The following is a 25,220-nucleotide window of genomic DNA, read 5'->3' as shown; positions in this document are numbered from 1 at the left end:
TGTATTGCAGCGGAGCAGCTAGCGCTGCCGCTCTACTGAACCCGGCGCACGGTAGCCGGCAGCTCGTCCCGGCTCTCGACGTTGACAGCAATGGGCGGCAGCCAGCGCAGGCCAAAGCGCCGCTGGCCTTCGAGCGGTCCGCTCCAGAAACCGTGCCAGTGCGCGCGTCGGATGTGGGGCTTGGGGCCGGGGTGGGTGCCATCGCCGGGACTGCGCGTCTGCTCAGCTTGGTAGGCGCGGCGCAGGGCCGCCCCCAGCCTCACGCCCACGTCCCAGGCGGTCGGCTTCTCGGCCTGGAACAGGCGCGGGCCGCGCTTGGTCTTCTTCGGCTGTGGGTTGGCCGGGCGGCGAGTGCCGTCACCAATCTCGGCTGCCTGGCTGCACAGGTACAGCAGCAGCGACACCAGCGGCTTGACCACGGTCCGGACACCAGCGCCAGCCGCTGCGGGTGCCGCCCGCACGGCTTCGGCGCCGGTGGCTGCCAGCGTGCGTGCGATGGACTCCGACAGCGACCAGGGTCCGAGCGGCAGCGCCAGCGGGTCCAGCGCGCCTTCGGCATCGAGCAGCAGCCGCAGCTCGGCCGTGCCGGTGTCCAGCGCGAAGTCCAGGTGTGCAAAGAACCCGTGCAGCGCCTCGTCCGCGTAGAGCAGTCCCGGCGTCTCGACGTACACGGCCCATTCGGGCAGCCGGAACAGGATTTCATGGGACAGGTCACCCGTTACCGGCGTGTCCGCAATGGCCTCGAACACGGCCGGGTCAAAGCGGTAGATTCCCTGCGTCATCCGCCACGCCGACAGCGTGGCAAGCCGGTACAGGTCAAGCGCTTGGTGTTCGCGCAGCTCCACGTCGCGCCCATTGGTCACGACGGGGTACATGGCTGGCAGCGGCAGGGAGCACCAGTCCGGCCAGTCGGGCAGGGCGCCTCCCTTGTCGGCGCGAAACTCGTCACACACCTTCTAGGCGTGCGGGTAGCGCCGCCCCAGAGCAGTCAGGATCTCGCGCGGACGGCAGGTGCGCTGGTCAGCGTGTACGGGCATGTCTGGAAGCTCAGGAACCGCTGACGCTGGTGGCTGATTGCCTACTTAGTCTGGCCGCCAACAGCCCAGCGAACCAGTCGTGCCGCGCAATGAGCTTCGACACCTGCGCCGCGTCGTCCGGATCGAACTGGAACCGCTGATCGAGAACTAAGTCGCGCGCCTTGTCGTATCTGGCTTGCCGCCGACGGGAGGGCTCTGCCGCTTGCAGCCGTGCCAAGCGGACCGCCACGGTGGCCATCAGCTCCAGCAGGATGTCGCACTGCCAGGTAACGGGGTTTTCATTGGCAGCCATGGCGACTCCTTGTCTAGGCATTGTCGATTGTCGTCAGAAGCGACGGGTGGCATTCAGCGGGTTCGAGCCTTCATGCCGGTCAGCTGCGCCAGCGGCTGCTCGCGCCCGTGACTGTTGCCAGCGACCAGGCGGGTGGCATCACTGACGCTGGGCAAGATGCGGCGTCGTTCCCGAGCCACTGCCACCGTGCGTTTCACGCTGCCTGCGCCAGCGCCAGCCGGATCTCCACCGCATCGAACGGCACGAAGACCTTGTCGTCGCTGTCGCGCTCAATCAGGCCCAACTCGACCAAGCGCGCCACGTCCGAGTGCACGTTCGAGTAGTTGCGCTCGGCTGCCTTGGCCAGGGCGTAGACGGTGGACGCTCCCGTGCCGCGCAGCACGTTAAGCAGTTCCAGCCGCGCCGGCGTTAGCTCCGAAAATAGCAGCCGCGCGGTCTCGAAGGACAGATAGAAGTCCGCTTCCTGTCCGCGCCGAGACTGCTCAAGCTGACGCACCGCCGCGCTGAAGATGGAGTTCCTGGGCGCTACCTCGATGATCGCTTTCATGATGGGCTCCAGTTGCGCACGTCGCTCTCGAAATCAGCCAGCAGCTGCTCCACCGTGGTGAAGCGGTAAGCCTCTTCCCGCTCGTCGATGTGACGATGGTCGCCCTTGCCGCGCTCGTTGTCGTAGCGCACGCGGCACACCCCTGCAGCACCGAAGTAGAGCCGGTACTTGAAGGTGTGCTGGCACGGCGGCACCGGCTCAGGCACTTCCCACAGCACGATCTCGATCATGGAGCCGTCTTCGCGGACTTCTTTCTGCTTGGCGAGAAGCGTGGCTGGCATATATTGCATTATAGCAATATATTGCCTATATACAATACTATGACGGCGTTCTCATCAAGGGCGTCGTAAGGTGTCGTTAGGGCGGGGATTGCTAACCTCCCCCGTGTTGCTTCTCTCAAGATGCACGCCAACACGCACCCATGTACATGTCTGATGAAGTCCCGACCGGCTGGGTCAAGCCGGTAGCCAAACCCACGCCTGCATCCCTGAAGGCCCGCATTGCCGAGCTGCGCACTGAGCTGGCCGCGGCCGAGGCTCAGCTGCGCGAGATGGAGGAGGGCGCCCGGCTGGAAGCGCTGGTGAAGATCCGGAACCTTATGCGCGCTTTCGAGCTGACGCTGGCGGATCTGGGCCTTACGCCGACACCGAAGCGCCGGGGCCGACCACGCAAGGCAGCGGCCTGACTTGCCCGTCCTCAACACCAGCACTCCATGCGCAGCTCGCAGCACACGCAGCAGGTCTGCTCGGTGCCAGAGCGCCCCGCAAGCCGTGGCTGGCGCCTCTGAGGAGCGCGCCACGTCGCAGCAGGCCCGGCAAGACCAGCGGCGCATCGAGCAGCTCGAGCGCGAGCTCGCCACAAGGACAAGGCTCCAGCGCCAAGCATGCGGCGCTGCTGGCTGACCGCGACCTTGTGGCTGGCGAGGGTCGGCATAGTGCAGTTCACCCGACCCCTGCCCATGCCCTTACGCCAGCCGAGCGCGAAGGTGGCCTGCGCGTGGCCAACGAGCCGCGCCACCAGTTGGAATGCGAGGCGTGGTCTGCCGGGACTACGATCGTCTCAGTCACATCGTGTGGACCGTCACCGAGGAAGCGAGGTAGCCATGGACCACCGCAGGCAGCAGCTCATGCTCGCGTTCGCGACTTACATGGATTTGCGTCGGATCGAGGACGAGGAACTGCGGCGCAAGCTGATTACGGATCTGAACCGCAAGCTCAACGAGTTGGTCGCCAAGGGAGCGGCCATCCCTGAGATCACGCCGGAAAGGGTGGCCGCACTGGCGCTGGAGCCCTGAGCAGTAGAAGGAACACACACCGAAGCGGGACGGCCCCCGGAGATCGGTTTCAAGAGGGGGGACAGTGAGTTGCGGCTCTCAAAAGAAGCCTGCGAGCCCAATGGCGCTGCTGACGTGGCCTTGCGGTGACGCTGTGCGCAGCCGGTGCTACCGTCCCTTCACGAACGCTTCAGAACTGAGCATCACTGCGAACGACCCTCTCGACGTGCCGCGGCACGTCACCAGGCGACGGTTCGATTTGCCCCGGGGCTGAGCTCGGCGCAGGGAGTATCCATCGACGCAGATCGTGCATAGCCCAGCGAAGTCCTGGGTGCCGATATCGCTTGGACGTCTGGAAAGGATGTGTTCCATGAACGGCTCGCATGAATCCACGCAGGCCTGCTGGCGTCCCCTGGAGCTGAGTCTGGTGAGGATCATCGCGGTCTTGATCGGCACGATGTCGGGTCCTGCCCATGCGGCTGTAGCCGGCACGGTGGTCGCGTGGGGCGACAATACTTACGGACAGGCGGCTGTGCCTGTGGGATTGAGCGGCGTGACAGCCATCGCCGCCGGGACCGAGCATACGGTGGCGCTCAAGCAAGACGGCACGCTGGTCGCCTGGGGCCCCAACGGCACAGGCCAAACCGTACCGCCCGGGCTGACGGACATCATGGCCGTCGCCACCAATCTCTCCCATACGGTGGCGCTCAAGCGCGACGGCACGGTGGTGGGTTGGGGCGGCAACGTTTATGGACAGTCGGACCCACCTGCCGGGCTGAGCGACGTCATCGCTGTCGCGGTCGGAGGCGCACACACGGTCGCTCTCAAGCGCGACGGCACGGTGGTGGCGTGGGGCTTCAATCGCTACGGACAGTCGGACGTTCCTGCCGGGCTCAGCGGCGTCATGGCTGTCGCTGCCGGAGGCACACACACGGTAGCTCTCAAGCGCGACGGCACGGTGGTGGCCTGGGGCAATAACTACTTCGGCCAGACGCAAGTACCGGCCGGGCTGCGCGACGTCGTGGCCATCGACGGGGGCCTCTACAACACGGTGGCGCTCAAGCGTGACGGTACGGTGGTCGCCTGGGGAGACAACCAGGCGGGACAGTCGGACGTCCCCGCCGGGCTGGTCGGTGTCCGTGCCATCGCGGCAGGGGACTACCACACGGTGGCGCTCAAGCGTGACGGCACGGTGGTCAGCTGGGGCTCAGGCGGCTACGGCCAGACGAGCGTCCCCCAACTGCTGCGCGACATCATGGCCATCGACGCCGGGGGCTACCACACGGTGGCGCTCAGGAGCAGCTACCGCTTCGGCGGCTTCCTCGGTCCGGTGAACGCGCTGCCCGTGGTCAACACGCTCAAGGCCGGCGCAGGCGTACCAGTGAAGTTCAGCCTGGGCGGCAACAAGGGTCTGGGCATCTTCGCCAGCGGTTATCCGGTTTCGCGCGCGGTGGCGTGTTCTCCCAACACCCCCGCTGACGAAATCGAACGGACCGTGAAGGTCGACGCCAGCAGCTTGCGCTTTGACGCCTCGACCAGCACCTACACCTACGTCTGGAAGACCGCCTCGGCCTGGAGCGGCCAGTGCCGCAGGCTGGTGCTGCGCTTTGCCGATGGCATCGAGCACACCGCGCTCTTCCGCTTTAGGTAGGCCGGATCAACAAGGGGAAGGAGCAGGACCTGTGGGCCCCCTCCTGCTGCTGGGGCGCCGGGGCAGGACGTCGCCTCGTCGCGGCGGGTAGGGCAGGGCGCTGTAAGTGCTTGTCGCGCCCGAGTTCACCGGTGCTCTGCTGCGCTACGGCGCACTTGCTCAACAATTTCACTGCTAAAGATTATGAACGCTTATCTGCGTCAATGAACACCCCAATGACCATCGAGAACACGAACCTGACCCTAGCCGCGCAGGACGTGCTGGCGGAGAAGCAAGGCCAGATCAGCGCCGAGGGCTGCGGCTATTCGGGCTTGAGCAGGCGGGCCAGCGCAGCCCGGTCGGCGGGTTTGGTCAGATGGGTATCGAACCCAGCCTGGTAGGCATTGCGCTTGTCCTCGGGCGTGCCCCAACCCGTGACTGGACCGCGCCGGGAATTCCGGAGGCTCGTTGGTGTGATTCCAGGCTCAAGTTACGAATGAAAGATGACCGTTCGCCCTGAGCCCTTCGTTGCCTCAGCGTATCCACGCGCTGCCCGCTTGGCCTCGTACATGGCCGCGTCGGCCTGCGCCAGCAGCTGCTCCGCGCTCACGTGGCGCTCGCCGCGGTACTCGGCAGTACCGATGCTCGCACCCACGCTGGCCTGTATCCCGCTGGGTAGCACCACAGGCGCTCGCAGGGCGGCGTGGATCTTGTCCACCACCACGGCCCTGTGCGACGCGTCCGGCATGCACTCGAGCAGCACCACGAACTCGTCGCCGGCCAGCCGGGCCACGGTGTCCGTGCGCCGCACGCTCTGGCGCAGCCGCTGCGCCACCACTTGCAGCAGCGCGTCGCCGGCTTCGTGGCCATGGTTGTCGTTGACGGCCTTGAAGCCGTCGAGGTCCAGGAACAGCAGCACCAGTGGACAGCCCAGGCGCTGCGTGCGCAGCATCGATAGCGTCAGCAGCTCCATCAGGCGCCGCCGGTTGGGCATCCCCGTGAGGGCATCGTGGTGGGCCGCGTGCGCGAACTGGAGCTCCAGCTTCTTTCGCTCGGTGACGTCGTACACCAGCACCATGAAGCCGTCGACGCCTCCTTGCTCGTCGTGGTTGGGCACGTAGGTTACCTCCACGAACCTTGCCTTCTCCGCCAGCGGCATCTCCTGTTCGAACGTCACTCGCCGGCCCGAGAGGACCTGCTGCACGTACGGCTGCAGCAGTACGAAGTTCGGCTCCCCCACCAGATCACGCATGGAGCTTCCCAGCAGGGTTTCCGGCTTGACGCCCCACCAATGACGGTAGGCTTCGTTGACGAAGCGATAGCACAGCTCGCGGTCGACAAGCGCCACCAGCGCCGGCAGGTTGTCGGCCACGGTCTGCAGGTCTTCCCGGCTGCGGTGCAGTTCCTGCGTGCGCTCGTTCACCCGCTGCTCCAGGCCGGCGTTGAGCTGCTCAAGTTCGTGGGCGTGTGTCCGCAGCCGTGCGCGCGCAGCCATGAGGGCGGCCAGCAGCCAGTGCGCCTCCTTGTAGCTGTGCCCGCGCAGCGACAGCGACGTTGGAGCTTGAGGGTCGCGCAGCCAGCTGGTGATCTGTGCCAACGGTGCCGCCAGCCGCCGCCCGGCCAGCGGCGAGAGTGCGGCCATCAGCAGGATCACGCCGACCGTGGCCAGCACCAGCTGCTGGTGCAGCGCGGCGTAGCGGTCCAGGGCCACGACGGGCGGCTGGCGCACTACCACGCGCCAGCCCAGCCCGGGGTAGCTGCTGCGCCCCTGGGTGTCCACCACCGCTGTGACGTACTCGCCTTCGCCCGGCCACGCAGTCACGGCACCGGCCAGGCCGGTGGCCGCGGCGAGCACTCCTGCATCGAGCTTCTTGCCCACGCTGCCGTCTGGCCCGAGCAGTACCTGGCCGTCGCGCTGGACGATGAAGGTCTGGATACCCTGGTCGCGCATCACGGGGGCGAGCAACTGGCCCTCGATGTCGCGTGCCCATTCCCAGCTCAGGTGCGCACCCACCACGGCGCGTGTCGTGCCGCCTACTACCACGGGTGCAGCCAGATCGACGAAGCGCCAGGGCTCTGCCTGTGGCGGCAGCAGCCGCTCCAGCAGCACCGCGTTGTGCACGTCGCCGGCGAAGGGGCCTCGTGCTCCAGCCTGGAACCAGGGACGCGAAGACACGTTCTGGCCTTCGAGCAGTCCCCCCGTGGCGGCAAGCACGCGCCCGTTGCTGTCAGCCACGCCGATCCAGGTGCACAGCGGCACCTTGCGCTGCAGGGTCTGCAGCGCGTCGCGTATCAGGCTTGGGTCGGCGAGCGAGCGCAGCAGCTCGGAGTCGGCCAACGCCACGACTTCCGCATGGCGCTCGGCCATGCCGCGGTCGAGCTGGTCGCGCAACTGCCAGCCCACCTGCATGAGTTCGGCGCCGGCTTGGCTCAGCTCATGGCGTCGGGCAAAGTGCCCGATCACGAAGCTCAGCGTGAGGGCCGTGATCAGCACCGCGCCCAGCAGGGTCAGGGCAAGCCATGTGGACAAGGAGCGACCCGCTGTGACGCGGTGATGGGGAGACAGGAGCATGCAGACGCAACGGAGCAAAGAACCACGGAACTATCGACGCCGCCCCTGTGCTGTTCATCCGCGCCACCGCGGCGGCTTGGCTTTTGCGTGCGTTTGTTGGCGTGTTCGCGCGCTGGTGAAGCAAACCCCGTTCGCCCTGAGCCCTTCGACAAGCTCAGGACAGGCCCTGTCGAAGGGCAGGCGCTCGGTTGCCGCTGCAGGGCTTCGACAAGGCTCTCCTGAGCTTGTCCATGGCGGCCCAAAGGCTCTCGGTTATCGCACCGAGCCTGTAGCCCCATCAACGAGACGGGCGCGTCACCCGGACTGCTTCGCGGAACGCGCGCGACGGTCGAGTGCTTTGAGCAGGCCGTAGAACAGCAGCGCTGCGCTGCAGCCTACGAGGGCGACACCGACCAGTGCAAAGTGCCAGCCCTCCAAGAACCAGATGATCACTCCTCCGACGGGAAGGCTGACCACGCTCAGCACGCCTGCAGTGAAGAGGAAAAGGCCGTTGGCTCCGTTCACGTGGTTTCGGATTGCGTTGTACTCAATGGCTGCAGCTATCAACTGCACGATTGCGACGACTGCCAGCCAGACATAGAGCGAGAGATTCATCTACGTAGGCCTGACATTGTCGTGAGGGGTTTGTGCATCGTCTTCAAGCCTCAGAAGCCGTGATTGCCAGGTCTTTAATTCAATTGGTGTAGCTGGCAACAAATTCTGCAGTCGCGAGCACTCGATTGCGATGGTTTTTCGACAACGCTCGGGCGAATCATCAAGTCGTTGATGGACTTGACCTTTTGGTCTCAAAGCGGACCAGTCTGCACGAACGGTCTGACAACCCCATACCGGAGCGCGTCATGCTCCTGGCGCGGCGTGTGCACTGCCATGTCCGAGCGCAAACTGGCGCTGTGGTGACGACCATGCAGCAGCACGCCATCAGGCCTGCTGCTGGTGCGGCCTGTTTCAGCAGAAGCCCTTGGCCTGGAGCAGCAGCGTTACTTCGTGGTTCTCGCGGTCCTGCGCTTCCTTCAATCGCTGCGCCTCGATCGGGTCGTCGCTGGTGCGGCACCAGCCCCAATAGGCTGGCAACGAGGTTCGCGTGCCGTCCTCGTGAAGACGCACATGCGAGTCGTCCGTGAGGCGGTGCGTGGCGTAGTAGTCCAGGAACTCGCCCTTTTCGTCACGCCCGAAACAGAATCGTATGTTCCAGCCGCCTTGCTTGATCACGCCCGATGATCGCTGCTCCACGGCGTCCTGGCTCAGTTGGATGTTCCAGTGCTGGAACCACTTGTTGAAGTTCTTGATGATGTTGTCCATGTCGGTTTTCCCGTGAAGTGAACCGCTGTGCGAATAGCCAGGCAGCTGAGCTGCGTGATGACGAGCGTTCGCGCTGTACTGTCCTTGGCATCAAGCCTGGAGGTCACTGCAGCCCTTGCGTTGCTGGCATCGAGGCGGACGCGTCCAGCGCCTCGCCGGTGTCGAAGACCAAGGTGCGCTCCGGCCAGCGAATCGCCGCCAGCTTGGTCGCCTGGCCGGGCTCGTTGCCGGGCCGACGCTCCAAGAACCGCGCCCCGACCGAGAAGTCCACGCAGAACACGTTGCCGCGCGGCCCGTGCCATGCCGTGGCGTCGATCGGGCCGAACAGGTCCGGACCGGCCTTGATCGCCGAGCCGTGAGGGCGGCGCCAGTAGTGTCCGAAGACGACCGGTACCGTGTCGGTGTACTCCTCCCACCAGTGCACGCGGTCGACGAAGCGCCACTTGCCACCGCTGAAGAAGGGCTGCTGCGCCACCCGCTCGATGCCCGAGGTCAGCGCCCGCAGCGGGTTGCTCATCTGCCACGCCGCGTCGCTGCGGGCGCAGCCGTGCAGCATCGGCATGTCGGCCTGTGGATCGTGCAGGTGGGTGCCCCACCGGGTCATCTCTTCCTGGACGAGACGGCGCAGTGCCGTGTCGTTGATGGCGGCATCGGACACGCGTTCCCAGTGGTCGAACTGCGCGCCGAGCGTCGCGTCCGACGGCGCACTGCGCAGGTGCTCGATGGCCGGCGCGTGCCATGCGGCATGGACCACGCGCAGGTCCTCGCGTTCGAGCACCAGGGGCAGCCCACCCAGGAAGGCGGCCACCTCGGCTCGGCGATGGGCCGGCAGCGCAGCGACATCGCCGAACTTGCGGTCGTGCTCGGAGCCTTCGCCCCAGAACCAGTTATTGCCCTCGCGGCGCTCGCCGCGCAGCACGTTGAGCTCATGGTTGCCGACGACGGCAAAGCCGTGACCGTCCTCGACGACACGCCGCACGAAATCGATCACGCCCGGGCTGTCCGGACCGCGATCGCAGAGGTCGCCCACGAACACGAGGCGACGGCCTGCCCGATGGCGTCCTCGCTCGTCGTAGCCCAGCCGCTGCAGCAAGGCGGCCAGCGCGGCGTGCTCGCCGTGGACATCGCCGATGATGTCCAGAGGAGCGTCGGGGAGCGTAGAGATCAAGGGCATCTGGTCGGTCCGAGGAAGGAAGTTGGGGAGATGAGTGGACGGGTCGTGCAGGGCGGGGGCACCAACACCTTGCGCCACGGCCCGCTGCAGGGGCCTTGCGAGGTCCAGGGCGCACCCAGCGCCATGCTCAGGCCGGGCCTTTCACCGGCCACCACTGGCCGTCGGCATGCGGCTCGACCCGGGGGAAGAGCTGCGGGTAGCGCTCGGGCTGGAAGCTGTGGATGGGTACTACCTTTCCCGGCGCCAGCGCCTGCACGAAGCGCCGCAGGTCCACGGGGCTGGCATGGCCGGAGGTATGCAACGCGACCCTCGGGATGCCGTGGCGCGCAAGCCACTCGCGCACGCCGTCGTAGCTGCCGCCTTCCCAGTAGCCTTCCCACTGCGAGTAGACGTAGCGCGCGCCGGTGAGGCACTGCGCCCGGTCCAGGTCCCCCTGGTGCAGCGGGCGGAACAGCAGCGTGGTGCGCCCGGCCTGCTGCGCCAGGTCTTCGGGGTAGATACGGTGGCTGGCATGGGCGGCGAGCTGCTCGAACCAGCCTTCGTTCTTGATCTTCACCCGCTGCCAGTGCGGGACGTACAGCGCCACGTCGCTCCAGTGCGACTGCGGCAGGTTCGGGTTGCCGGTAGCCTGCAGGATGGCGGCCGCGTACAGGTCGATCACGAGCCGCCGTCCCGTGCGCCGGCTGGCGCGGAAGATGGTCACGACACGGTCCAGGTTCTGGGCCGAGGTGTGCACCAGCGCCAGACCAGGGGTGGCGCGCAGCTCCTTCACCAGAGCCTGCTCGATGTCCTCCTCGCTCGGAAAGCGCGCGTCGTCGGCCAGGCGGCCCAGCGACGAGCCTTCCAGCAGCAGCGCGTCGATGCCCTTGGGCGGGTGCGCCACCATGCGCTCGAACAGCTTGGCCTTGCGCCCGTGCGCACGGAAGTCGCCGCTGTAGAACAGCCGCTCGCCGCCGGCCTCGATCAGCAGCGCGTAGGCGTCGTAGGCCGAGTGGTCCACCAGGTAGGGCGTGACCGTGAAGGGTCCGATCTGGAAAGCGCGGCCCGACTCGTAATCCCAGCCCGGCGCCGGCAGTGGCGGCTCGCCCGGCAGGAAGGGCGCAGCAGCGCGCAGGATGCGCCGCGCCGCCGCCCCCATGCCCACCGGCAGTGTCGGCGGCACGTGGGCCAGCAGCCCGTAGTGGTCCAGGTGCGGGTGCGAAATCAGGATGCCCAGCAGCGCCGGGTCGTCGGCCAGCGCCAGTCCTGCGGGCAGCAGGGCGGGCGTGTTGTCGGGTGCGTCGAGCGGCAGGCCCAAGTCCAGCAGCAGGCGCCGGCCCTCGTGCTCGACTTCGACGCAGCTGCCCCCGATCTGGCGGCTTCCCCGGTGAATGCACACGCGCATGTGTCGGTCCTTGGTGTGGTTGGCGTAGGGCGCCACGACGCCGGCGCGGCCGCAGCCGCGGCCTGCAGCGCGCGTGCGTGCCGGTCGTTGTGGCCCGGATCAGAACCCGGGGTACTTGCGCCAGAGGCGGCGGCTGGACTCGCTGTCCGCGCAGTGCTCGCCGACGCTCCAGTTCGGGAAGTCGTGCAGGTCCTGCGCCATCTCGGCGATCACCTCGCGCAGCTCCAGCGGGCGCAGCCATGGCGCCGGGATGGCTTGCACGCCGAGCAGCGTGCCCAGCAGGTTGCCCGTGATGGACCCCGTGGAGTCGGAGTCGCCGTCGTGGTTGACGGCCAGCAGCACGCCGCGGCGGAAGTCGCGCGCCACCAGGGCGCAGTACACCGCGATGGCCAGCGCCTCCTCGGCCACCCAGCCCTCGCCCAGGCGGCCAATCGCTTTCTCGGGCGCCAGCGAGGAGCCCGCCAGCGCCCGTGCCTGCTCCAGGGCCTCCAACGTTTCCTGGTGGCGGGGCTTGGTGCACAGGTACGCCTGGGCCGTGTCCAGTGCATCGCCCAGCGAGCGGCCGTCGGCAAGCTCCTGCACCAGCACCGCCAGCACGCCGGCGGGGAGCAAGCCGCTGGGATGGCCGTGGGTCAGCGCCGCCAGCTCGGCGCCCAGCTCAAAGGCTTCCTCCACGTCACCGCCGCGCCCCTGGCACCAAGTGAACAGGCCCACGGGCGCCACGCGCATCACGCCGCCGCAACCTTTGCTGTCGTTGCGTGCGGGCTCGCCCAACTGCGTCATGGCCTGCAGCGCCAGCAGGCAGGTACGGCCCGGGGCACGGGCCTCGTGCAGCTCGGGCTGCTGCAGGAGCCAGCCGGCATCCGCGTCCGGGTCCTCGAACAGAGCGGCGCAGGACGGCCGCACTCCCTGGGTAATCAGCCAGCGCAGGTAGGCGTGGGCCGTCACGCCCGCATAGGACGTGGTGCCCTTGCAGCAGCCGCGCACCCAGCCACGCAGCAGGCCCTCGGCCGTGAACAGCGTCATCTGCGTGTCATCGGTGATGCGCCCGATGCCGCCGAAGGCGGGCTCCATGCCCGTCACGCCCTCGGGCCCGAAGCGCCGCAGGATCTGCGCGCGGCTCTTGAACTCCACCGGCGCGCCCAGGGCGTCGCCCACCGCGCCGCCGAGCAGGCAGCCTTGGAGGCGCGATAGGGAATCCGGTATGCCGACCCGTGCCGGCGGACCGCCGGCGTCGAAGGACTGCGCCGCCATCAGCCCTTGGCCTCCAGCGACTCGACCAGCGCGCGGAACTGCGCCAGCCCCAGCATGGCGCATTCGTGCATGGCGTAGCCCGAGAAGACCGCGTGGAAAAAGCGCAAGTCAAAAGGCATGTCCGGCTGGTCGAACCGGTCGAGCTGGGCCAGGACGTCACGCAGCTTGCTCGAGCGCGGGTTGTACCCCGCCAGCACGATGACGACCTGCGGGCGATCCATGCTCACGGAGAACGTCTCGATGGCGGCGCTGCGGTTGAACTCCATCAGCCCGAGTTCGGCGAGCTGGTTGAACTGCCCCGCGATGTTGACGCGCAGTCCCTCGACGAAGCCCTGGTCGCCCAGGCGCTGGCGCATGTCGTCCAGATGCTTGACCAGGCCGGCCGTCCCGTCGAGCGAGTCCTTGCCGTACTTGACCTCGAAGATCACCGGCAGCAGCCGGTCGCCGCGCCGGCGCTCGTCATGCAGCCAGCGTACGCCCAGCATGTCAAAGCGCGCATCCCCATGCGCGTGCTCGATGTCGGTGATGAAGTAGTGGGTCTGGTTGGCGCTGCGGGTGCGGTTGTTCTCGCGCACGATGAGCTGCTGGAACTCGCGCTCATGCGCCGAGCGCATCTTCGGATGCACGTCCATCAACCGCTTGAGCTCCCACAGCACCTCCACGACGGCGCGGCTGTCGTCCGGACTCGCGATCGCCCGCTCCAGCACCGCGGCGCTGCCCATGCGCTGAAGCCGGGCTTGCAGCTCGCCCGCGACGTCATAGTCGTGGTTGAAGCCCACACGGTAGCTGCCCTGCGCGCGCGGCTGCAGCATCAGCAGCTTGCCGCCGCGGTAGTAGACCGAGACGTAGCTGCCGCGCAGGCCCAGCAACAGCGTGTCGTCGAGTCGGACGGCGTCCAGGATCGGTTGCAGCTTGCCGCTGCGCAAGTCGTGCAGGAACTCCGGGGAAATCGGATGCGTCGGATTCAAGGCTGGGTCTCCCTCGTCATGCCACTCGTGTGGCTTGGTATGGCGTCATCATCGCCGACGCGAGGCTCACTGGATGAGCCAGTCAACGATGTGCAGCGCATATTTCTTGGCATGGACGGCATGTACGCGCTTGCCTGAACCGCCGGCCGGCTTACCGGGGCGGCTTTTTCCTCTGAACCCAATCCAACACGGCGCGCAGATCGGAGGCTTCCTTGCGGCCTTGCTGCTCCAGTTCAACCTGCAGCCAGTGCAGGCGCTGCAGCGCCGTTTTCGTGGGCACCTTGGGTGGGCGGGCCTCCCGCTCCATCGCCAGTGCCTGGGCCTGTTCCTTGGCTGCTTCCATGGCTGCCTGGATTTCGACCGCCGTGCGCCGGCTGCGCCGCCGGTTCGTGGTCACGCCAGTGCGCTTCATGGCGCGGGTCAGCGTGCTGACGGCGATGCCTGCGGCAGTGGCGGCCTCCTGGACGGATCTGCCGCTGGCCACCAGCACCAGCGCGCGGGCCGTGGCCTCGGTGGGCGCGCGGGGCATTGAGTCGTTTGCGAGTCAGCGCGGCAGGCTTGGCGCTCCAGCGCATCGAGCACCGGCCGCAAGCCGCACCCGGCCTGCCGATTCAGGCTGCGGCCTTCTCTTCCAGTATTGCACCCGCAAAGCGGCGCAGCCGACGTTCCCGATCCGCCGCCTCCCGTTGCCGGTTCGCGTATTCGCCTGCCTGCAGTTCTTGCTCGCTACGCCGGGCGGTCTGGGTCGGATCGAGATCAGAGATGTCGGCATCGACGACGGCTCGCAGCGACCTCTTGGTAGCGGGGCTGAGTTGGCGCATGAGCTCACTCAGGAAGGGGCAGGCGGCAAACACCGCCACGCGGTCGAAGTGCCGGCTGGAGAGTTCCTGCTCGAAGCGGCAGGCCACCATGGCGGCGAACCGGCGCATGCGGCCACGAAACGGGTCCAGCGGTCTTGCAGGGACGTGGCTGTCACCGAGGCTGTTATCCGCCCAGACGCTCTGGTTGGCCGCTGGCTGCTCCAGGCCGGACGGCGCGTGGACCTCAGACCGCAGCACAGCGTCGAGCACGACCAGTTCCGCGGCATCGCCGGTGCGGGCCAGCAACCGTGCCTCGCTGGCATTGGCAATCAAGATCAGGTCGCAATTCATGCTGTCTCTCGCCGGAAGGTATGCGGTTGAGCCCTAGGCGCTTATCTTCAGGCGGCAACATTGCTGCCTGATGTCCGACAGCTTGGACCAGAAGCCGGGGTGAGCAAGAGCTGGGCGGCGGCGCGGCCGCCTTCGCAAAATGCCCGCGCGCTCATGTCATCGGACCCAGAGCCGGTCCCGGGCGCACAGGAAGCGGGTGGCAGCGATGCCCGCTCGGGGCTCGGGGCTCGCACGGAAGACAGGCGCTGGCGCAGTGGCGCACAGGTCGCGGAGTCGGGCAGCGGTAAGCGGCTCGTCCAGGCCCGACAGCGCCAGCGCGTGTTCGATGGCCCCAGGGCAACGGGCGTATCTTGGACAGCTCGCGCGCCGGCTGTCTCTCACGCGGGCCCGGCGCGGTGTTGTCCGTGAAGGAGCGCCCCCATGAAACTGCTCAGTGCCACGCCCAGCCCCTACGCGCGCAAGGTGCGCATCGCGCTGGCCGAGAAGGGGCTTGCCTTCGAGCTCGTCACCGAGGTGCCCTGGGACCGCGACGCGACGGCGCCGCGCTACAACCCGCTGGGCAAGCTGCCGGTGCTCATCCTGGACGACGGCAGCACCGTGTTCGAGTCGCACTTCATCCTCGAATGGCTGGAGGCCAGGTACTCCGAGCCGCCGCTGGTACCGCGCGACGTCGATGGGCGGCTGGCCGCGCGGCGGTTGGAAGTCATCGCCGATGGCGTGTGCGACGCCACCGTGCTCACGCTCTTCGAGCGCCTGCGCGGCGAGGGCTGCAGCGCGCCGTGGCTGGAGCGCCAGCGGCGCAAGATCGAAGCCGGCACGGCAGCCTTGGCGCAGGCCGTGCGCCCCGGCGCGACGTACGTGCTGGGGGAGGCCTTCGGGCTGGCCGACATCGCCACGGGCACCGTGCTGGGCTACCTGGAACTGCGGCTGCCCGAGTTCGACTGGAAGGCCGTGCATCCGCACCTGGCCGAGTGGTTCGCGCGTATTTCCGAGCGGCCCTCGTTCGCCAGCACGCGCCCGCAGGCGCAGCGGTTTTCCGATCCGGTGGTGTAGCCGTCCCGGCGCGGCGCTTCCCGTCCCGCATGCGCCCGCGGCCAACACAACAACCAAGCGTCGCATGGGCGCAGCCAGCTTGTGCGGTGGCCGTGGCGTGTCGCCGACACCTGTTTTCCCGGTCTTCTGTCGTCCGCAGGGCCCCCCGAAAAATCGAGGCGCACAGCGGGGAGGGCACGATGAAGGCAGCACTGATGCTGGTGGCCACGCTCACGGCCACGGCGCCGACTTGGGGCGCCTGGACGGCGCTCGGGCAAGACGACGCCAAGGCGGTCTGGTACGTCGATCCGGAAACGGTCCGCGTCGAAGGCTCCGTGCGCCAGGTCTGGGCGCTGAAGGACATGGCGCAGCCCGTGACCGACTTCGACTTGTCCATGCAGTTCCTTTACGAGATCGACTGCGCGGGGCGGCGCCACCGCCTGGTGCAGTACCAGGCCTACAAGGGACGCATGGGCGGCGGCGATCCCACGCGCGGCGGGATGGTGTTTGGCGACTGGATGACCGCGGGACCGGGCACGGTGGGCGGCGGCATCACCAAGGCGGTGTGCAACCGCAGCTGAAGGCCATGGGCGCACGGGTGTTGATCGAGCGCATCGTCTCCGGTGGCCAGACGGGAGCGGACCGCGTGGCTCTGGACTGGGCCAACAGCGCACCGCGTGCCGCATGGCGGCTGGTGTCCGGCGGGGCGCATGGCCGAGGACGGCATCATCCCGGCGCGCTACCAGCTCACCGAGGTGCCCGACGGCGGCGGTTACCGCCAGCGCACCGAGGCCAACGTGCGCGACTCGCACGCCACGCTGATCTTGTCCATCGCACCGCAGCTCACCGGCGGCAGCCACGAGACGCTGCTTTTTGCCGAGCGGCTCGCCAAGCCCTGGCTGCACCTGCACCCCGGCATGGACTGGCGGCAGGCACTACGGGCCTGGACCAAGGCCAACGCCATTTCCGCCCTCAACGTCGCCGGGCCGCGCGCCAGCGAAGCGCCGGACATCAGATCGTTCACGGTTGAAGTGCTCGATGCGCTGGCGCGGATGACTGCCATTGCAGGCGCCGAGTCGCTGCGGCGCAGGCGAGGGCACCGGCATGGTGCCTCACGTGCCGGGTGCATTGATGGGCCGGCTTACTTCAGCAGCCCCTCGGCACGCAGCGCATCCTGCACGCGCGGGCGCTGTGCCACGCGCGCGAGATAGGCCTTGAGGTTCGGGTACGGCGCCAGCGTCATCATCAGGAAACTGCTCCAGTTGACGATCGTGTAGGCGTAGGTGTCGGCGACGCTGAAGTCGCCGGCCAGGCAGTCTTGCCGCGCCAGCACTGCATCAAGCTCGGCAAAGCGCGTGGCGATCTTGGCCTTGACTGCCTTGCGCGTGGAGTCGGCCGTCTCCTTGTGCCACAGCCACGGGCTGAAGGTCTTGTGCAGCTCGGTGCCGACGAAGGCCACCCACCCGGTGACGGCCAGCCGCCGTGCCGAGCCGACCGCACCAATGAGCGCCTGCGCCGGGTCCAGGTCGGCCAGGTGTTGCAGCAACGCGCCGACCTCGGTATGGCGCGAGCCGTCGGCCAGCTCCAGCAGCGGCACGTAGCCGCGAGGGGAGATGTCGTAGTAATTGGCGCCGTCGGCCGTGGTGTGCGTGGCGAGATCCACGGCCGTGGCTTGGAACGGCAGGTCGAGCTCGCGCAGCGCGATGTGCACGGCCAGCGAGCAGGCGCCGGGAGCGTAGTACAGGTGGACAGGGGACAGCCTGGACGGCAAGGCGCAGAGGCTCATGGATCGGCTCCGGCAGGGATTGGGTGGAGGCACTGTAAGTTGCATCCGCGCAGGCGCCATGCGCGCTGGAGCACACATTGATTGCGGCAATGCAATAACGGCGGGGCCTGCCGACCGCGGGAGTGCGTGACGCAGACACCGGGATGGCCGGCCGCCTGCGGTGCCGCACTGGCGCTGACTGGGCAAAGTGCTGCGGCGTCGGGACGCGAGCCAGGTACTCCTGGCCCGTGTGCAGGCCAGGCCTCACGGCAGGCTGGACCGCCTCCCCATGCCGCAGCCCTGTGCGGCATGGGTGCGTGACGCCGTGATGCAAGGGAGTTGTTTGCTGGAGCAGGGTCGCATGCACGAACGCTTCTCCATCGAGCTGCTGGCATCGATCCCGCAGGCCATTGCGGTCCTGCGCGAATGGTTCGAGGCGCAGTGGCCGGCCTACTATGGCCCGGGCGGCAGAGGGCCTGCGTTGCTGGACCTGTGGGCTTACGCCCATCGAGGCAGCCTGCCGGTCGGGGTGGTGGCCCTGGAAGCAGGACGGGTTTGTGGCGTTGCGGCGCTCAAGGCGCAGCCCATCGAAAGTCACGTCCACTTGTTGCCGTGGGCGGCAGCAGGGCTGGTGCATCCCGCCATGCGGGGCCAGGGCATCGGCGGGCTGCTGCTGGGTGCCTTGGAGGAACAAGCGCGCGAGTTGGGTTTCAACCGCATCTATTGCGGCACGAGCTCCGCACAACGCCTGCTGCAGCGTCGCAGGTGGCAGCTGCTGGACAGCGTCATCCATGACGGCGAGCGTCTTGGCGTCTACATGAAAGCCGTTTGACCGGTCAACTGCTGCAGCTGCTCGGCTTGTCCTCAGCGCAAGAAACTGCAGGCCTCGCCTCATCGAGATGAGGGTACGGTCACCGCCCAGGCCGATGTGGCAGGCCAGCCCAAAGCTGGTGGATCGGGTAAAAGCCCAGCGCAAGCCGCACTGCAGCACCAGCTCATGGTCACCGTTCCTGGGACAGCAGTCGGCTTGGGCTTGATCGAGCGTGAGGGCCGCGAATGAACAGAAGAATGCGGGCTGCAGTACAGCGGCTGGAGGAGTTGCGCGGGGCGCGAACCATGCAGGCGTGCCACGCGGCGGCCGTCCTTGCGGGCGTGAGGGTGGTCGATGCCGACGAGTGCAACGACGGCGCCCACGGCTGCCCGCAGTGCCCGTGGAAGGAGGGCGCCAGCAACTGGCACCCACGCGCCAACCAGACCGTGGGGCCGTAGCGGGCGCCGTGTGGCTTGGGAGCGCGTCGCCCTGGCGGATTCCTATCCGAGCTCGAACGTCGTGACCCCGTAGAGGCGGTCGAGCTCGAGCACGGGTGCGGCACCGGCATACATGCGCGCCGTCGAGAACACGCCCTGCAGCGACTGCGCCCGCGCCAGGGCCTGCGCGTCGGCGTTGGGCAGGGGCACGTCCAGGAACACCGCGTCGCCGTCGGGCACCCGGCGGCACAGGGCGGCATAGAGGGCACTCGCGACCGCGGGGTCGTCGGCCACAAGCGGGCCGATCTTGTGGCCCACGCGGCAGCGCCGCACCAGTCCCCAGCCGGCGATGCGCTCGCTCTCCATCCAGGCCAGCGCCGTGGCATCGGGCATCGCGATCCAGCAGCGCAGGAAGGCCTCGCGCGGCGCCGGGAAGACGCGCCGGTCCAGGGCGCAAAGCGCCCCGAAGTCAGCCTCGCCCATGGGCACGATCTGCGCGGCTTCAGCTTGTTGCGTATGCCGCGCCGTGCCGGCAAAGCGCATGTTCTGCCAGGCCAGCTCGAAGCCGCTGCGCCGGTAGAACGCCTGCTGCGCCGGCACGCCGTCGAGCCCGACCACCTGGCCCGCCAGCCGCGCCATGCCCGCGTCCCAGAGGCGGCGCCCGATGCCCTGGCCGCGCCAGGGCGGCGCGACGATGTACAGGCCGATGAACCCGAAGCGCCCGGCATACGACACGGCCGCGATGCAGCCGACAGCCTTGCCGCCGCACCGGGCCACGAGGAAGCCGCCGGGGTCGGCGGCATGGAAGCACTCGGCGTCATGCAGGCCGGGGTTCCAGCCCTCGGCCGCGGCCAGCTCGATGGCAAACCCGATCTCGTCGCGGCGCATCGTTTCGATGGTGCAGTCCATGCATTGCTCCTCCAGGAACCATGTGCCGGCACCGGGCTGCTGCAAGCCGACGGGCCGGTGAAAGCGACTCATGACGCGTGGGCCGGGGCTGCCTCCTGGGCGACAAGCGGCGTGGCAGCTCTGGAGCGTCAGAGGCCATCCTCCTCGCCCGTAGCCCCCTCGCCGTCAGGATCCGGCTGGCCGCCGGCAGGAGCTGTCGGCACTTGCGGCGACCTGCGCCCGCGCCGCTCTTGCCTGGCGGCTGCCAGCGCGGTCTCGGACACCCGCTGTCCGATCACCCCGTACAGCGCCTGCTCGAACCTGACGAAGATGGGCGACGAGTTGAGCATGCCGCTCACCCATTCGACACCGACATGCAGCTTCGCCGCCAGCGTGTCGTTGATCCGCCCCGAGGTGGCGATGCCGCCACCGGCCTGGATGACCTGCACCGCGAGCCGCTCCGACTCCGAGAGTACGTCCAGCGGCACGGCCTCCCGCGCGACGAACCGGTTGTAGCCGCGCTGTTCGAGCCAGTCCCAGCTGCGCAGCAGCGCGTGCAGGACGTTCATCGCGGGCATGGAGCACTCGTGCTCCTTGTCGCGCGGCATCCAGTGGTCGTCCGTGATGAGCGCCGCGGCAATCTCGTCCACCCTCACCGATTCCCTGGCCACGGCCATGATCTTGCGTACCCGGGTGGCCAGCGGGCTGCCGCGGCCACGGTCCCCATAGGTGAACCAGCCCCCTGCCTCGTCAAGCATCGTGAAGCCCGGGGCCGCCTGCATGAGCGACAGCAGGCGCTGGCGGGACAGCGCCACGCCGTGCTCGAGCGCCAGGCGGCCCGCCAGCCTGAGCACGCTCGTGCAGCCGATGAAGCTCACGTCATGCTGGGCAAGGCGGAAGATCGCCTCGCTCCAGGGCGTGCCACCGACGGGCTGCACCGTCGCAATCCGCACGATGTCCGAGCCGACGCGAACCGGCGTGCTCACGACTTCAACCGGGATCTCGGTGAGGCCCATCTCGCGGGCGAAGTGGATGGCGGCCTCGATGCCGGCGCCGTCACCCAGGTGGGGCCGCAGCTGGGCATTGAGCTCGCTGATCGTGCACGGCCCGGCGCGCTGGGCGAGCTCCAGCACACGCATCGTCGCCGGCAGGGTGAAGCGGTCCCCTCGGAGCTCCTGCAGCATCCTTTCGCACACCTGCCTGATCCGCTCGCCGGAGACCTGAAACATCTCCGCGAGCTGCGACACCGAGCGCCCAGGGCCGTCGGGTGCGACATACCGCTTCACGAACATCTCCACCCACTGCTGCACCTTGCCTTTGCGAGACTTGCCCGCGATGCGTGCGTCGGCCGCGGCCACGGCGGCGTCAGCCACCTCCTGCGCGAACGTGCGATCGTCAGCGCGAAGGATCACCGCTGCGGTCCGACACGCCTCCTGCGATGGTTGCGCACAGCGCGCTTCCGACCTGAGCCATGCGGCCAAGTCCACGCCGACGGGAAACGGCAGCCGAAGATCGTCGGGCTTGATGGCGTTCAACCAGGGCAGGGCGGCGGCGCGCTCGATATCGGCCACGGTGGCTGGCGCAACGCCGCCGGGCAGAGCGTCACAGCGGTCGCTGGAAAGGTTCAAAGCAGCGCGGCCTGTCAGGTGGCGAGAGCCCGGGTCAGCACATCGAGCCTTGCTGCCCCAGTGCGTCCAGCGCCAGGCGCAGACCGTACGTGGATACCCGCTCGCCGGCCTGGGCGCGCTGCACCATGTCGGCCGCCCACCTCACGTCGCGCCCGATCCGCGGCATCACTGGCCGCAGGCACTGGCGGCGGACTTCGGCTGCCCGCTGCGCCTGTTTCGCCTGCGGCTGCGCCCGGAATGCCGGCGCCGGCGCGGTGCTGCACAGGTCGCGGAACTGCGCCGCTGTCGGTGGCTCGGCGGGATCCACCAGCTCCAGCGCGTGCTCGATGGCCTCGGGACGCTCGGCGTAGCCGGAGAGTTCGCGCGCCCAATCGGCCTTCACGGCCTGCAGGTCCAGGCCTTTCCAGCGCGCGAGGAAGGCGCAGCCGTAGCGCAGTGAGAGCCGGTCGAACAGGACATCAACGAACTCGGCGCGCGGCGACATGGAAACCTCCGTGGCGATCTGCAGCAGTGTCGGCCGGTTGTGATTTGCTCGCACCGCGCCTGCTTTGGCAAGGGGGGTAAAGAGCGAACTCCGATAAATTTAGAGTTCTCTTCAGCCTGAATCATTACAGTTCGCCCGCATGGAAGACGACAACGAAGCTCAACTGCGGCGGGAGATGGGCGAGCGGTTCCGCAAGGCTCGCAAGAACGCTCGCAACGGCCAGGGGTTCACGCAAGCTGAAGTAGGCGAGGCGCTGAAGAAGGGCGACGGGGCCGTGTCCACCTGGGAAACAGGACGGGCCCTGCCAGATGCTTTCGTGCTGCGGTGGATGGCGCAGAACTATGGCGTTTCGGTCGATGCACTGTTAGGGCTGAAGGAGCCTGAGGAAGCAGCGCCGTTGGAGACAGCCCCGGCCACAGATGCCCCGAAGCCGGCTCCCGAGGCGACCGCATCCATTTCATCTCGCTGCGCCGACAAGATCGAACTGCCCATGTCGGAGTTTGTGCGCGTCATAGAGCGCGCCATGAACAGTGGGCTGAGCGATGAGCGCGAGAAGCGAGGTTTCCTGACTGGATTGATCGCGGCAATCCAGTCAAGGAGTTAGTCAGCGAGCTGCGCTGGTTAGACAACGTTAGTTTTTCCACTGGATAGCCCGCCATGCGCGGGCATTTTTCCACCGATTCTCTGCTTCTATCGGATTTCTCCGTATTATTAAGAGACATCATCTACAAAATATAGAATTTAAGTCTGGATAAAACTAGAATATCTCCATGCACCAGGGCAGGTGCAGCAGGAGAAAGCGATGAGCGGGTTTCAGTTCTCTCCCGAGACTCTCACCTTCGGCAGCACCTTCGCCGGCATCCCGGTCGTCATTGGGTACGAGATTGAAGTCAGCGAAGACCACCGGGGCCGTGACGTCGAGATCATCCCGACCGTCTGCGTCATCGGCGAAGCCGGCGTTGATCTTTGTGAGGACGCCGGCTTCTTCCACCCCGAACAGCTCAAGACGTGGCTGACGCAAGCCGAGGCTGACTACAACGGCCTGCTGGCCGACGACGGCGAGCCCGACGACTATGCCGACCCCTGGGCCGGCGCCGCTGCCGAGGATCGCTGGATCGCCCAGCTTGACCGCGCCCACTACAGCCGCGCGGGGCTGTGATGGAAGGGCTCTGCATGCAGCGGAGCCCGTGGCCCCCGGCGCGGGGCCATGCGGCGACCGTCAGCCCGCAGCCTTCTTCTGATTGCCTGCATTTGGGCTGTTTCGCCTTCGAGCCCGGCCCGTACTACCTGGGAGCCAGCGGGCGAACCCTGCATCACGACAACCTGCCGAACCCTGGCGGTCTGGTGGCCGTGGTGCCGGTTCTTGCCACAGCTCATCTGCTCAAGGCCGCACCGGACCTGTTCGCCGTTGCCCAAGCCCTCACGGCCCTGCCTGCCCTGCCCACCGCGTCCGACGCCGAAGCCCTGGCGGTGTTGGTGGAAGCGGCGCATGTGGCGGTGGCGCGTGCCCTTGGAGCCATGTCATGAGTGCCGCCGTCCACCGGGCCGCAATTCACTGGCTTTCAGCACACCGGCCCACGGACCCCACAGGGCAACAGCGGGTTGATGCCCTGATCCGCGACCACGAGGCCGCCTGCGTGGCCGAGGAAGCCGACGATCCTGCATGCCCGCCCTGCGAGTACGAGCACCGCTGTCTGCGCGGCGGCGGCTGCCCGGTGCGCGAGAGGGAAGCACGCCATGCCTGATCTGCACGACACAGACGAAGCCCTGGCCGGCCAAGCCGTGGCCGATGCCTTCGCCTGCACTCGTGATGACCGCGCCAGGTCCTTCCCCTGGGACATGCTCGGCTTCATCGCCGGGGTACTGCTGGCACTGCTGTCCGCGCCCTTCGTTCCGTACTGAGTCCCCTGGGCCGTGGCTGGCGGCCCTTCTTGCCGGCCTCTCTTGGAGTACCTGCCGTGTCGCAACTCGGTCCCATAACTGGTAACCGCATCACCGACGCCCACAGGGCCACGCTCAAGCCGCATCTGCGCGAGCGGCTGGCGCAGGCGTCCTGCCGCAGCACGCCGCTGGGCAGCGTCGCCACTGGAGCGGACGGGCGGCAGTCGTTCGTGCCGGGCTACGTCTTCCCGCAAGGCGCGGCTGCGACGCCGGCCAGGCCGCTTGCCATGCCACGCTCCGCCTTCCGGCCGGGGCAGCGCGTGCGGGTCGATGCCACCGCCGACGACTTGCTGGAGCAGGACCTGAATCCCTTCGAGCCCGAAGAGGCCGCCGCCCTGGCCGGCCGTGAGGGCGTGGTGGTCGAGCACTCGGGATGTGCCTCGCTCGGGCTGGTGCTGGTGATGCTGGACGGCGTGCCCTGGGCCTTCATGCCGGCGTACCTCGCGCCGGTGTGCCCGGCCGAGGGCAACGATGAACTGGCGGCCATGGCAGGGGAGGGTGCCGCCACCGCCTTCGACCCCTACACCGAGCCGCTGGCGCTGGGCGACACGGTGCAGGGCATGGACGGGCGCATCGGGCGCGTGACGCTCGTGCAGCCGCAGCGCCTGGGCGTGGTGTTCGAGCGCGGCAGCGCGTGGTGCGGCGACATGAACTCGCGCGGATCGTTTCGGCTGCTGGCCAAGGCCGGTGCCTGGGGATACCCCAATGGCTGCCCGTTCTGAAACGGCAGGGCGAAGGCGATGCTGAGCGAAGCACAGAAGGCCCTGCGCCGTACCGGCGTGGGCGCTTCGGAATGCGCCGCCGCCCTGGGCCTGAGCCCATACCAGACCCGGTTCGAGCTCTACCAAGTCAAGCGCGGCGAGGCTCCGGAACCTGAAGAAAACTTGGCGATGCGTTTCGGCCTGGCGGCCGAACCGTTCATCCTGAGCGAGTTCCAGCGCGCGCACCCGGATGACCTGCTGGTGGTGGCGCCCGACACCATGCGGCGCGGGCGCCTCCTTGCGCACTTGGATGCCTGGGTGCCGGGCCTCTATTCCGTGCAGGCCAAGACCGCTCGCACGCGGCAGGGCTGGGGCGAGTCCGGCTCGCCCGACGTGCCGCTGCACTACCTGCTGCAGGTGCAGCAGGAGCTGCTGCTGGCCGGCGTCGATGTGTCGTTCGTCCCGGTCCTCTTTGGCGGCGCCGACTACGACGAGTTCGTGGTTGAGGCCGACCGCGAGCTGCAGCAGTTGATCGAGGACGGCATTGCGGAGTTCTGGGTCCTGGTGGAGCGCGGCGAGCCGCCCGAGCCCGTCACGCTGGACGACATGTTGGCGCGCTTCGGACATGCCAGCCGCGCCGATCTGGTGATGGCCGACACCGACGTGCTGCGCGCGGTGCACGAACTGCGCGCCATCCGGGCGCAGCGCGAGCGGCTGGATGCGGCCGAGGCGGCACTGAAGGCACGGCTTATGGGAGTGCTGGGCGAGGCCGACACGCTGGTGGACACCACCGGCCACGCCCTGGCGACATGGCGGGCAGTCAAGCCCGCGCGGCGCTTCGACGCCGCCGCCTTCGAGGCCGCGCACCCGGAGCTTTATCGGGAGTTCCTGCGCACCGGCGAGCCCAGCCGGCAGTTCCGGCTCAAGGACGAAAAGTGAGTGTTTTTGGGCT

The 25,220-nt window shown here is 67.9% G+C and carries 33 protein-coding genes; 16 read left to right on the top strand and 17 right to left on the bottom strand.

The genetic code is table 11. From position 1 onward, the window contains the following. Window positions 1–32: 32 nt before the first annotated feature. The 4 genes from H537_RS42550 to H537_RS0112210 form a co-directional block, all read right to left on the bottom strand. Entirely contained in the window at window positions 33–875 is an 843-nt protein-coding gene (locus H537_RS42550; RefSeq protein ID WP_156901640.1) for an AcrVA2 family anti-CRISPR protein, read from the bottom strand. A gap of 172 nt (window positions 876–1,047) precedes the next feature. Continuing rightward, window positions 1,048–1,329, bottom strand: coding sequence for a hypothetical protein (locus H537_RS0112220; RefSeq protein ID WP_028998157.1), 282 nt, complete (start codon window positions 1,327–1,329; stop codon window positions 1,048–1,050). A gap of 193 nt (window positions 1,330–1,522) precedes the next feature. After that, window positions 1,523–1,876 carry an HVO_A0114 family putative DNA-binding protein gene (locus tag H537_RS0112215; RefSeq protein WP_028998156.1) on the bottom strand — a complete coding sequence of 118 codons (354 nt, stop codon included), beginning with the start codon at window positions 1,874–1,876 and terminating at the stop codon, window positions 1,523–1,525. Then, window positions 1,873–2,157, bottom strand: a complete 285-nt coding sequence (locus tag H537_RS0112210) for a toxin-antitoxin system TumE family protein (protein ID WP_211235001.1) — start codon at window positions 2,155–2,157, stop codon at window positions 1,873–1,875. The genes H537_RS0112215 and H537_RS0112210 overlap by 4 nt, the downstream gene beginning before the upstream one ends. Before the next feature lie 140 nt (window positions 2,158–2,297). On the opposite strand from H537_RS0112210, the gene H537_RS0112205 reads away from it, so the two are divergent. The 4 genes from H537_RS0112205 (at window position 2,298) to H537_RS52665 (ending at window position 5,180) form a co-directional block, all read left to right on the top strand. Further along, window positions 2,298–2,561, top strand: a complete 264-nt coding sequence (locus H537_RS0112205; protein ID WP_028998154.1) for an H-NS histone family protein — start codon at window positions 2,298–2,300, stop codon at window positions 2,559–2,561. Between the two features lie 417 nt (window positions 2,562–2,978). Then, complete coding sequence (locus H537_RS0112200) at window positions 2,979–3,170, top strand: hypothetical protein (RefSeq protein WP_028998153.1); 192 nt, start codon at window positions 2,979–2,981, stop codon at window positions 3,168–3,170. A 349-nt stretch (window positions 3,171–3,519) separates the two neighbouring features. Continuing rightward, window positions 3,520–4,800 (top strand): PxKF domain-containing protein, encoded by a 1,281-nt coding sequence (locus H537_RS42545; protein ID WP_051242438.1) that lies wholly within the window; start codon window positions 3,520–3,522, stop codon window positions 4,798–4,800. A gap of 215 nt (window positions 4,801–5,015) precedes the next feature. Then, window positions 5,016–5,180 (top strand): hypothetical protein, encoded by a 165-nt coding sequence (locus H537_RS52665; RefSeq protein ID WP_156901639.1) that lies wholly within the window; start codon window positions 5,016–5,018, stop codon window positions 5,178–5,180. 89 nt (window positions 5,181–5,269) lie between these two features. Here the strand turns inward: H537_RS52665 and H537_RS49110 are convergent, their stop codons facing one another. The 9 genes from H537_RS49110 to H537_RS0112140 all read right to left on the bottom strand — a co-directional run bounded on the left by H537_RS49110 (window position 5,270) and on the right by H537_RS0112140 (window position 14,581). Continuing rightward, window positions 5,270–7,309 (bottom strand): diguanylate cyclase domain-containing protein, encoded by a 2,040-nt coding sequence (locus H537_RS49110; RefSeq protein ID WP_028998152.1) that lies wholly within the window; start codon window positions 7,307–7,309, stop codon window positions 5,270–5,272. Window positions 7,310–7,645: 336 nt separating this feature from the next. Further along, a complete protein-coding gene (locus H537_RS0112175; protein WP_028998151.1) occupies window positions 7,646–7,945 on the bottom strand; it encodes a hypothetical protein in 300 nt (99 codons plus the stop codon). Window positions 7,946–8,296: 351 nt separating this feature from the next. Further along, complete coding sequence (locus H537_RS0112170) at window positions 8,297–8,650, bottom strand: hypothetical protein (protein WP_028998150.1); 354 nt, start codon at window positions 8,648–8,650, stop codon at window positions 8,297–8,299. 103 nt (window positions 8,651–8,753) lie between these two features. Beyond that, on the bottom strand, window positions 8,754–9,824 hold the full coding sequence (locus tag H537_RS42535; protein ID WP_043458637.1) for a metallophosphoesterase: 1,071 nt from the start codon (window positions 9,822–9,824) through the stop codon (window positions 8,754–8,756). A gap of 127 nt (window positions 9,825–9,951) precedes the next feature. Then, on the bottom strand, window positions 9,952–11,208 hold the full coding sequence (locus tag H537_RS0112160; RefSeq protein ID WP_028998149.1) for an MBL fold metallo-hydrolase: 1,257 nt from the start codon (window positions 11,206–11,208) through the stop codon (window positions 9,952–9,954). A gap of 99 nt (window positions 11,209–11,307) precedes the next feature. Next, entirely contained in the window at window positions 11,308–12,462 is a 1,155-nt protein-coding gene (locus tag H537_RS0112155; protein ID WP_064735956.1) for an ADP-ribosylglycohydrolase family protein, read from the bottom strand. After that, a complete protein-coding gene (locus tag H537_RS0112150; RefSeq protein ID WP_028998147.1) occupies window positions 12,462–13,430 on the bottom strand; it encodes a hypothetical protein in 969 nt (322 codons plus the stop codon). The genes H537_RS0112155 and H537_RS0112150 overlap by 1 nt, the downstream gene beginning before the upstream one ends. Window positions 13,431–13,581: 151 nt before the next feature. Next, entirely contained in the window at window positions 13,582–13,959 is a 378-nt protein-coding gene (locus tag H537_RS0112145) for a hypothetical protein (RefSeq protein ID WP_028998146.1), read from the bottom strand. Between the two features lie 82 nt (window positions 13,960–14,041). Then, a complete protein-coding gene (locus H537_RS0112140; RefSeq protein WP_028998145.1) occupies window positions 14,042–14,581 on the bottom strand; it encodes a host attachment protein in 540 nt (179 codons plus the stop codon). Between the two features lie 420 nt (window positions 14,582–15,001). Between H537_RS0112140 and H537_RS0112135 the strand changes: the two genes are divergently transcribed. The 3 genes from H537_RS0112135 to H537_RS42530 all read left to right on the top strand — a co-directional run bounded on the left by H537_RS0112135 (window position 15,002) and on the right by H537_RS42530 (window position 16,824). After that, complete coding sequence (locus H537_RS0112135) at window positions 15,002–15,634, top strand: glutathione S-transferase N-terminal domain-containing protein (RefSeq protein WP_028998144.1); 633 nt, start codon at window positions 15,002–15,004, stop codon at window positions 15,632–15,634. 179 nt (window positions 15,635–15,813) lie between these two features. Beyond that, the gene (locus tag H537_RS0112130) at window positions 15,814–16,194 is read left to right on the top strand and encodes a surface-adhesin E family protein (protein WP_156901638.1); all 381 of its coding nucleotides are present in this window, start codon (window positions 15,814–15,816) and stop codon (window positions 16,192–16,194) included. 129 nt (window positions 16,195–16,323) lie between these two features. Beyond that, window positions 16,324–16,824 carry a YpsA SLOG family protein gene (locus H537_RS42530; RefSeq protein WP_064735955.1) on the top strand — a complete coding sequence of 167 codons (501 nt, stop codon included), beginning with the start codon at window positions 16,324–16,326 and terminating at the stop codon, window positions 16,822–16,824. On the opposite strand, the gene H537_RS0112120 is transcribed toward H537_RS42530, so the two are convergent. Then, complete coding sequence (locus H537_RS0112120; RefSeq protein WP_051242436.1) at window positions 16,755–17,399, bottom strand: glutathione binding-like protein; 645 nt, start codon at window positions 17,397–17,399, stop codon at window positions 16,755–16,757. The genes H537_RS42530 and H537_RS0112120 overlap by 70 nt on opposite strands. A 340-nt stretch (window positions 17,400–17,739) precedes the next feature. On the opposite strand from H537_RS0112120, the gene H537_RS42525 reads away from it, so the two are divergent. Continuing rightward, window positions 17,740–18,210 carry a GNAT family N-acetyltransferase gene (locus H537_RS42525; RefSeq protein WP_169516993.1) on the top strand — a complete coding sequence of 157 codons (471 nt, stop codon included), beginning with the start codon at window positions 17,740–17,742 and terminating at the stop codon, window positions 18,208–18,210. A 224-nt stretch (window positions 18,211–18,434) separates the two neighbouring features. Then, window positions 18,435–18,647, top strand: a complete 213-nt coding sequence (locus H537_RS0112110; RefSeq protein ID WP_169516992.1) for a hypothetical protein — start codon at window positions 18,435–18,437, stop codon at window positions 18,645–18,647. Between the two features lie 42 nt (window positions 18,648–18,689). Here H537_RS0112110 and H537_RS0112105 read toward each other — a convergent pair whose 3' ends face one another. The 3 genes from H537_RS0112105 to H537_RS0112095 form a co-directional block, all read right to left on the bottom strand. Next, window positions 18,690–19,535, bottom strand: a complete 846-nt coding sequence (locus tag H537_RS0112105; protein WP_211235000.1) for a GNAT family N-acetyltransferase — start codon at window positions 19,533–19,535, stop codon at window positions 18,690–18,692. A gap of 128 nt (window positions 19,536–19,663) precedes the next feature. Beyond that, window positions 19,664–21,085 (bottom strand): hypothetical protein, encoded by a 1,422-nt coding sequence (locus H537_RS0112100; RefSeq protein ID WP_028998139.1) that lies wholly within the window; start codon window positions 21,083–21,085, stop codon window positions 19,664–19,666. A gap of 91 nt (window positions 21,086–21,176) precedes the next feature. Further along, window positions 21,177–21,626 carry a hypothetical protein gene (locus tag H537_RS0112095; RefSeq protein WP_028998138.1) on the bottom strand — a complete coding sequence of 150 codons (450 nt, stop codon included), beginning with the start codon at window positions 21,624–21,626 and terminating at the stop codon, window positions 21,177–21,179. 139 nt (window positions 21,627–21,765) lie between these two features. Here H537_RS0112095 and H537_RS42520 point away from each other — a divergent pair, with 139 nt between their 5' ends. The 7 genes from H537_RS42520 to H537_RS0112060 all read left to right on the top strand — a co-directional run bounded on the left by H537_RS42520 (window position 21,766) and on the right by H537_RS0112060 (window position 25,207). After that, window positions 21,766–22,230, top strand: a complete 465-nt coding sequence (locus tag H537_RS42520) for a helix-turn-helix domain-containing protein (RefSeq protein ID WP_043458633.1) — start codon at window positions 21,766–21,768, stop codon at window positions 22,228–22,230. Window positions 22,231–22,428: 198 nt separating this feature from the next. Continuing rightward, window positions 22,429–22,785: a hypothetical protein gene (locus tag H537_RS0112085; RefSeq protein WP_028998137.1), complete on the top strand. Its 357-nt coding sequence runs from the start codon at window positions 22,429–22,431 to the stop codon at window positions 22,783–22,785. A 14-nt stretch (window positions 22,786–22,799) separates the two neighbouring features. Next, window positions 22,800–23,153, top strand: a complete 354-nt coding sequence (locus H537_RS0112080; RefSeq protein WP_156901636.1) for a hypothetical protein — start codon at window positions 22,800–22,802, stop codon at window positions 23,151–23,153. Further along, window positions 23,150–23,371, top strand: a complete 222-nt coding sequence (locus tag H537_RS52660; RefSeq protein WP_156901635.1) for a hypothetical protein — start codon at window positions 23,150–23,152, stop codon at window positions 23,369–23,371. Before H537_RS0112080 ends, H537_RS52660 begins: the two co-directional genes overlap by 4 nt. After that, the gene (locus H537_RS52655; RefSeq protein WP_156901634.1) at window positions 23,364–23,528 is read left to right on the top strand and encodes a hypothetical protein; all 165 of its coding nucleotides are present in this window, start codon (window positions 23,364–23,366) and stop codon (window positions 23,526–23,528) included. The genes H537_RS52660 and H537_RS52655 overlap by 8 nt, the downstream gene beginning before the upstream one ends. A gap of 56 nt (window positions 23,529–23,584) precedes the next feature. Beyond that, window positions 23,585–24,289, top strand: coding sequence for a hypothetical protein (locus H537_RS0112065; RefSeq protein WP_028998135.1), 705 nt, complete (start codon window positions 23,585–23,587; stop codon window positions 24,287–24,289). 18 nt (window positions 24,290–24,307) lie between these two features. Then, a complete protein-coding gene (locus H537_RS0112060) occupies window positions 24,308–25,207 on the top strand; it encodes a YqaJ viral recombinase family nuclease (protein WP_028998134.1) in 900 nt (299 codons plus the stop codon). Window positions 25,208–25,220 lie beyond the last annotated feature (13 nt).

The organism is Azohydromonas australica DSM 1124 (genome assembly GCF_000430725.1).
GTDB lineage: Bacteria > Pseudomonadota > Gammaproteobacteria > Burkholderiales > Burkholderiaceae_C > Azohydromonas > Azohydromonas australica.
The sequence above is the reverse complement of the archived record's forward strand: the minus strand, read 5'-3'. Positions and strand labels throughout refer to the sequence as shown.

What these genes read in the sequence shown, in the direction of transcription:
- H537_RS0112200 (WP_028998153.1), top strand. Translation starts at nt 2,979, where the DNA reads ATGGACCACCGCAGGCAGCAGCTCATGCTCGCGTTCGCGACTTACATG.
- H537_RS0112080 (WP_156901636.1), top strand. Translation starts at nt 22,800, where the DNA reads ATGCAGCGGAGCCCGTGGCCCCCGGCGCGGGGCCATGCGGCGACCGTC.
- H537_RS42520 (WP_043458633.1), top strand. Translation starts at nt 21,766, where the DNA reads ATGGAAGACGACAACGAAGCTCAACTGCGGCGGGAGATGGGCGAGCGG.
- H537_RS0112140 (WP_028998145.1), bottom strand. Translation starts at nt 14,581, where the DNA reads ATGAATTGCGACCTGATCTTGATTGCCAATGCCAGCGAGGCACGGTTG.
- H537_RS0112085 (WP_028998137.1), top strand. Translation starts at nt 22,429, where the DNA reads ATGAGCGGGTTTCAGTTCTCTCCCGAGACTCTCACCTTCGGCAGCACC.
- H537_RS0112060 (WP_028998134.1), top strand. Translation starts at nt 24,308, where the DNA reads ATGCTGAGCGAAGCACAGAAGGCCCTGCGCCGTACCGGCGTGGGCGCT.
- H537_RS0112120 (WP_051242436.1), bottom strand. Translation starts at nt 17,399, where the DNA reads ATGAGCCTCTGCGCCTTGCCGTCCAGGCTGTCCCCTGTCCACCTGTAC.
- H537_RS0112135 (WP_028998144.1), top strand. Translation starts at nt 15,002, where the DNA reads ATGAAACTGCTCAGTGCCACGCCCAGCCCCTACGCGCGCAAGGTGCGC.
- H537_RS0112210 (WP_211235001.1), bottom strand. Translation starts at nt 2,157, where the DNA reads ATGCCAGCCACGCTTCTCGCCAAGCAGAAAGAAGTCCGCGAAGACGGC.
- H537_RS42525 (WP_169516993.1), top strand. Translation starts at nt 17,740, where the DNA reads ATGCACGAACGCTTCTCCATCGAGCTGCTGGCATCGATCCCGCAGGCC.
- H537_RS0112205 (WP_028998154.1), top strand. Translation starts at nt 2,298, where the DNA reads ATGTACATGTCTGATGAAGTCCCGACCGGCTGGGTCAAGCCGGTAGCC.
- H537_RS0112130 (WP_156901638.1), top strand. Translation starts at nt 15,814, where the DNA reads ATGAAGGCAGCACTGATGCTGGTGGCCACGCTCACGGCCACGGCGCCG.
- H537_RS0112105 (WP_211235000.1), bottom strand. Translation starts at nt 19,535, where the DNA reads ATGGACTGCACCATCGAAACGATGCGCCGCGACGAGATCGGGTTTGCC.
- H537_RS0112110 (WP_169516992.1), top strand. Translation starts at nt 18,435, where the DNA reads ATGAACAGAAGAATGCGGGCTGCAGTACAGCGGCTGGAGGAGTTGCGC.
- H537_RS0112215 (WP_028998156.1), bottom strand. Translation starts at nt 1,876, where the DNA reads ATGAAAGCGATCATCGAGGTAGCGCCCAGGAACTCCATCTTCAGCGCG.
- H537_RS0112220 (WP_028998157.1), bottom strand. Translation starts at nt 1,329, where the DNA reads ATGGCTGCCAATGAAAACCCCGTTACCTGGCAGTGCGACATCCTGCTG.
- H537_RS0112095 (WP_028998138.1), bottom strand. Translation starts at nt 21,626, where the DNA reads ATGTCGCCGCGCGCCGAGTTCGTTGATGTCCTGTTCGACCGGCTCTCA.
- H537_RS52660 (WP_156901635.1), top strand. Translation starts at nt 23,150, where the DNA reads ATGAGTGCCGCCGTCCACCGGGCCGCAATTCACTGGCTTTCAGCACAC.
- H537_RS42550 (WP_156901640.1), bottom strand. Translation starts at nt 875, where the DNA reads ATGTACCCCGTCGTGACCAATGGGCGCGACGTGGAGCTGCGCGAACAC.
- H537_RS52665 (WP_156901639.1), top strand. Translation starts at nt 5,016, where the DNA reads ATGACCATCGAGAACACGAACCTGACCCTAGCCGCGCAGGACGTGCTG.
- H537_RS0112160 (WP_028998149.1), bottom strand. Translation starts at nt 11,208, where the DNA reads ATGCGCGTGTGCATTCACCGGGGAAGCCGCCAGATCGGGGGCAGCTGC.
- H537_RS42530 (WP_064735955.1), top strand. Translation starts at nt 16,324, where the DNA reads ATGGCCGAGGACGGCATCATCCCGGCGCGCTACCAGCTCACCGAGGTG.
- H537_RS0112145 (WP_028998146.1), bottom strand. Translation starts at nt 13,959, where the DNA reads ATGCCCCGCGCGCCCACCGAGGCCACGGCCCGCGCGCTGGTGCTGGTG.
- H537_RS0112175 (WP_028998151.1), bottom strand. Translation starts at nt 7,945, where the DNA reads ATGAATCTCTCGCTCTATGTCTGGCTGGCAGTCGTCGCAATCGTGCAG.
- H537_RS0112170 (WP_028998150.1), bottom strand. Translation starts at nt 8,650, where the DNA reads ATGGACAACATCATCAAGAACTTCAACAAGTGGTTCCAGCACTGGAAC.
- H537_RS42545 (WP_051242438.1), top strand. Translation starts at nt 3,520, where the DNA reads ATGAACGGCTCGCATGAATCCACGCAGGCCTGCTGGCGTCCCCTGGAG.
- H537_RS42535 (WP_043458637.1), bottom strand. Translation starts at nt 9,824, where the DNA reads ATGCCCTTGATCTCTACGCTCCCCGACGCTCCTCTGGACATCATCGGC.
- H537_RS52655 (WP_156901634.1), top strand. Translation starts at nt 23,364, where the DNA reads ATGCCTGATCTGCACGACACAGACGAAGCCCTGGCCGGCCAAGCCGTG.
- H537_RS0112155 (WP_064735956.1), bottom strand. Translation starts at nt 12,462, where the DNA reads ATGGCGGCGCAGTCCTTCGACGCCGGCGGTCCGCCGGCACGGGTCGGC.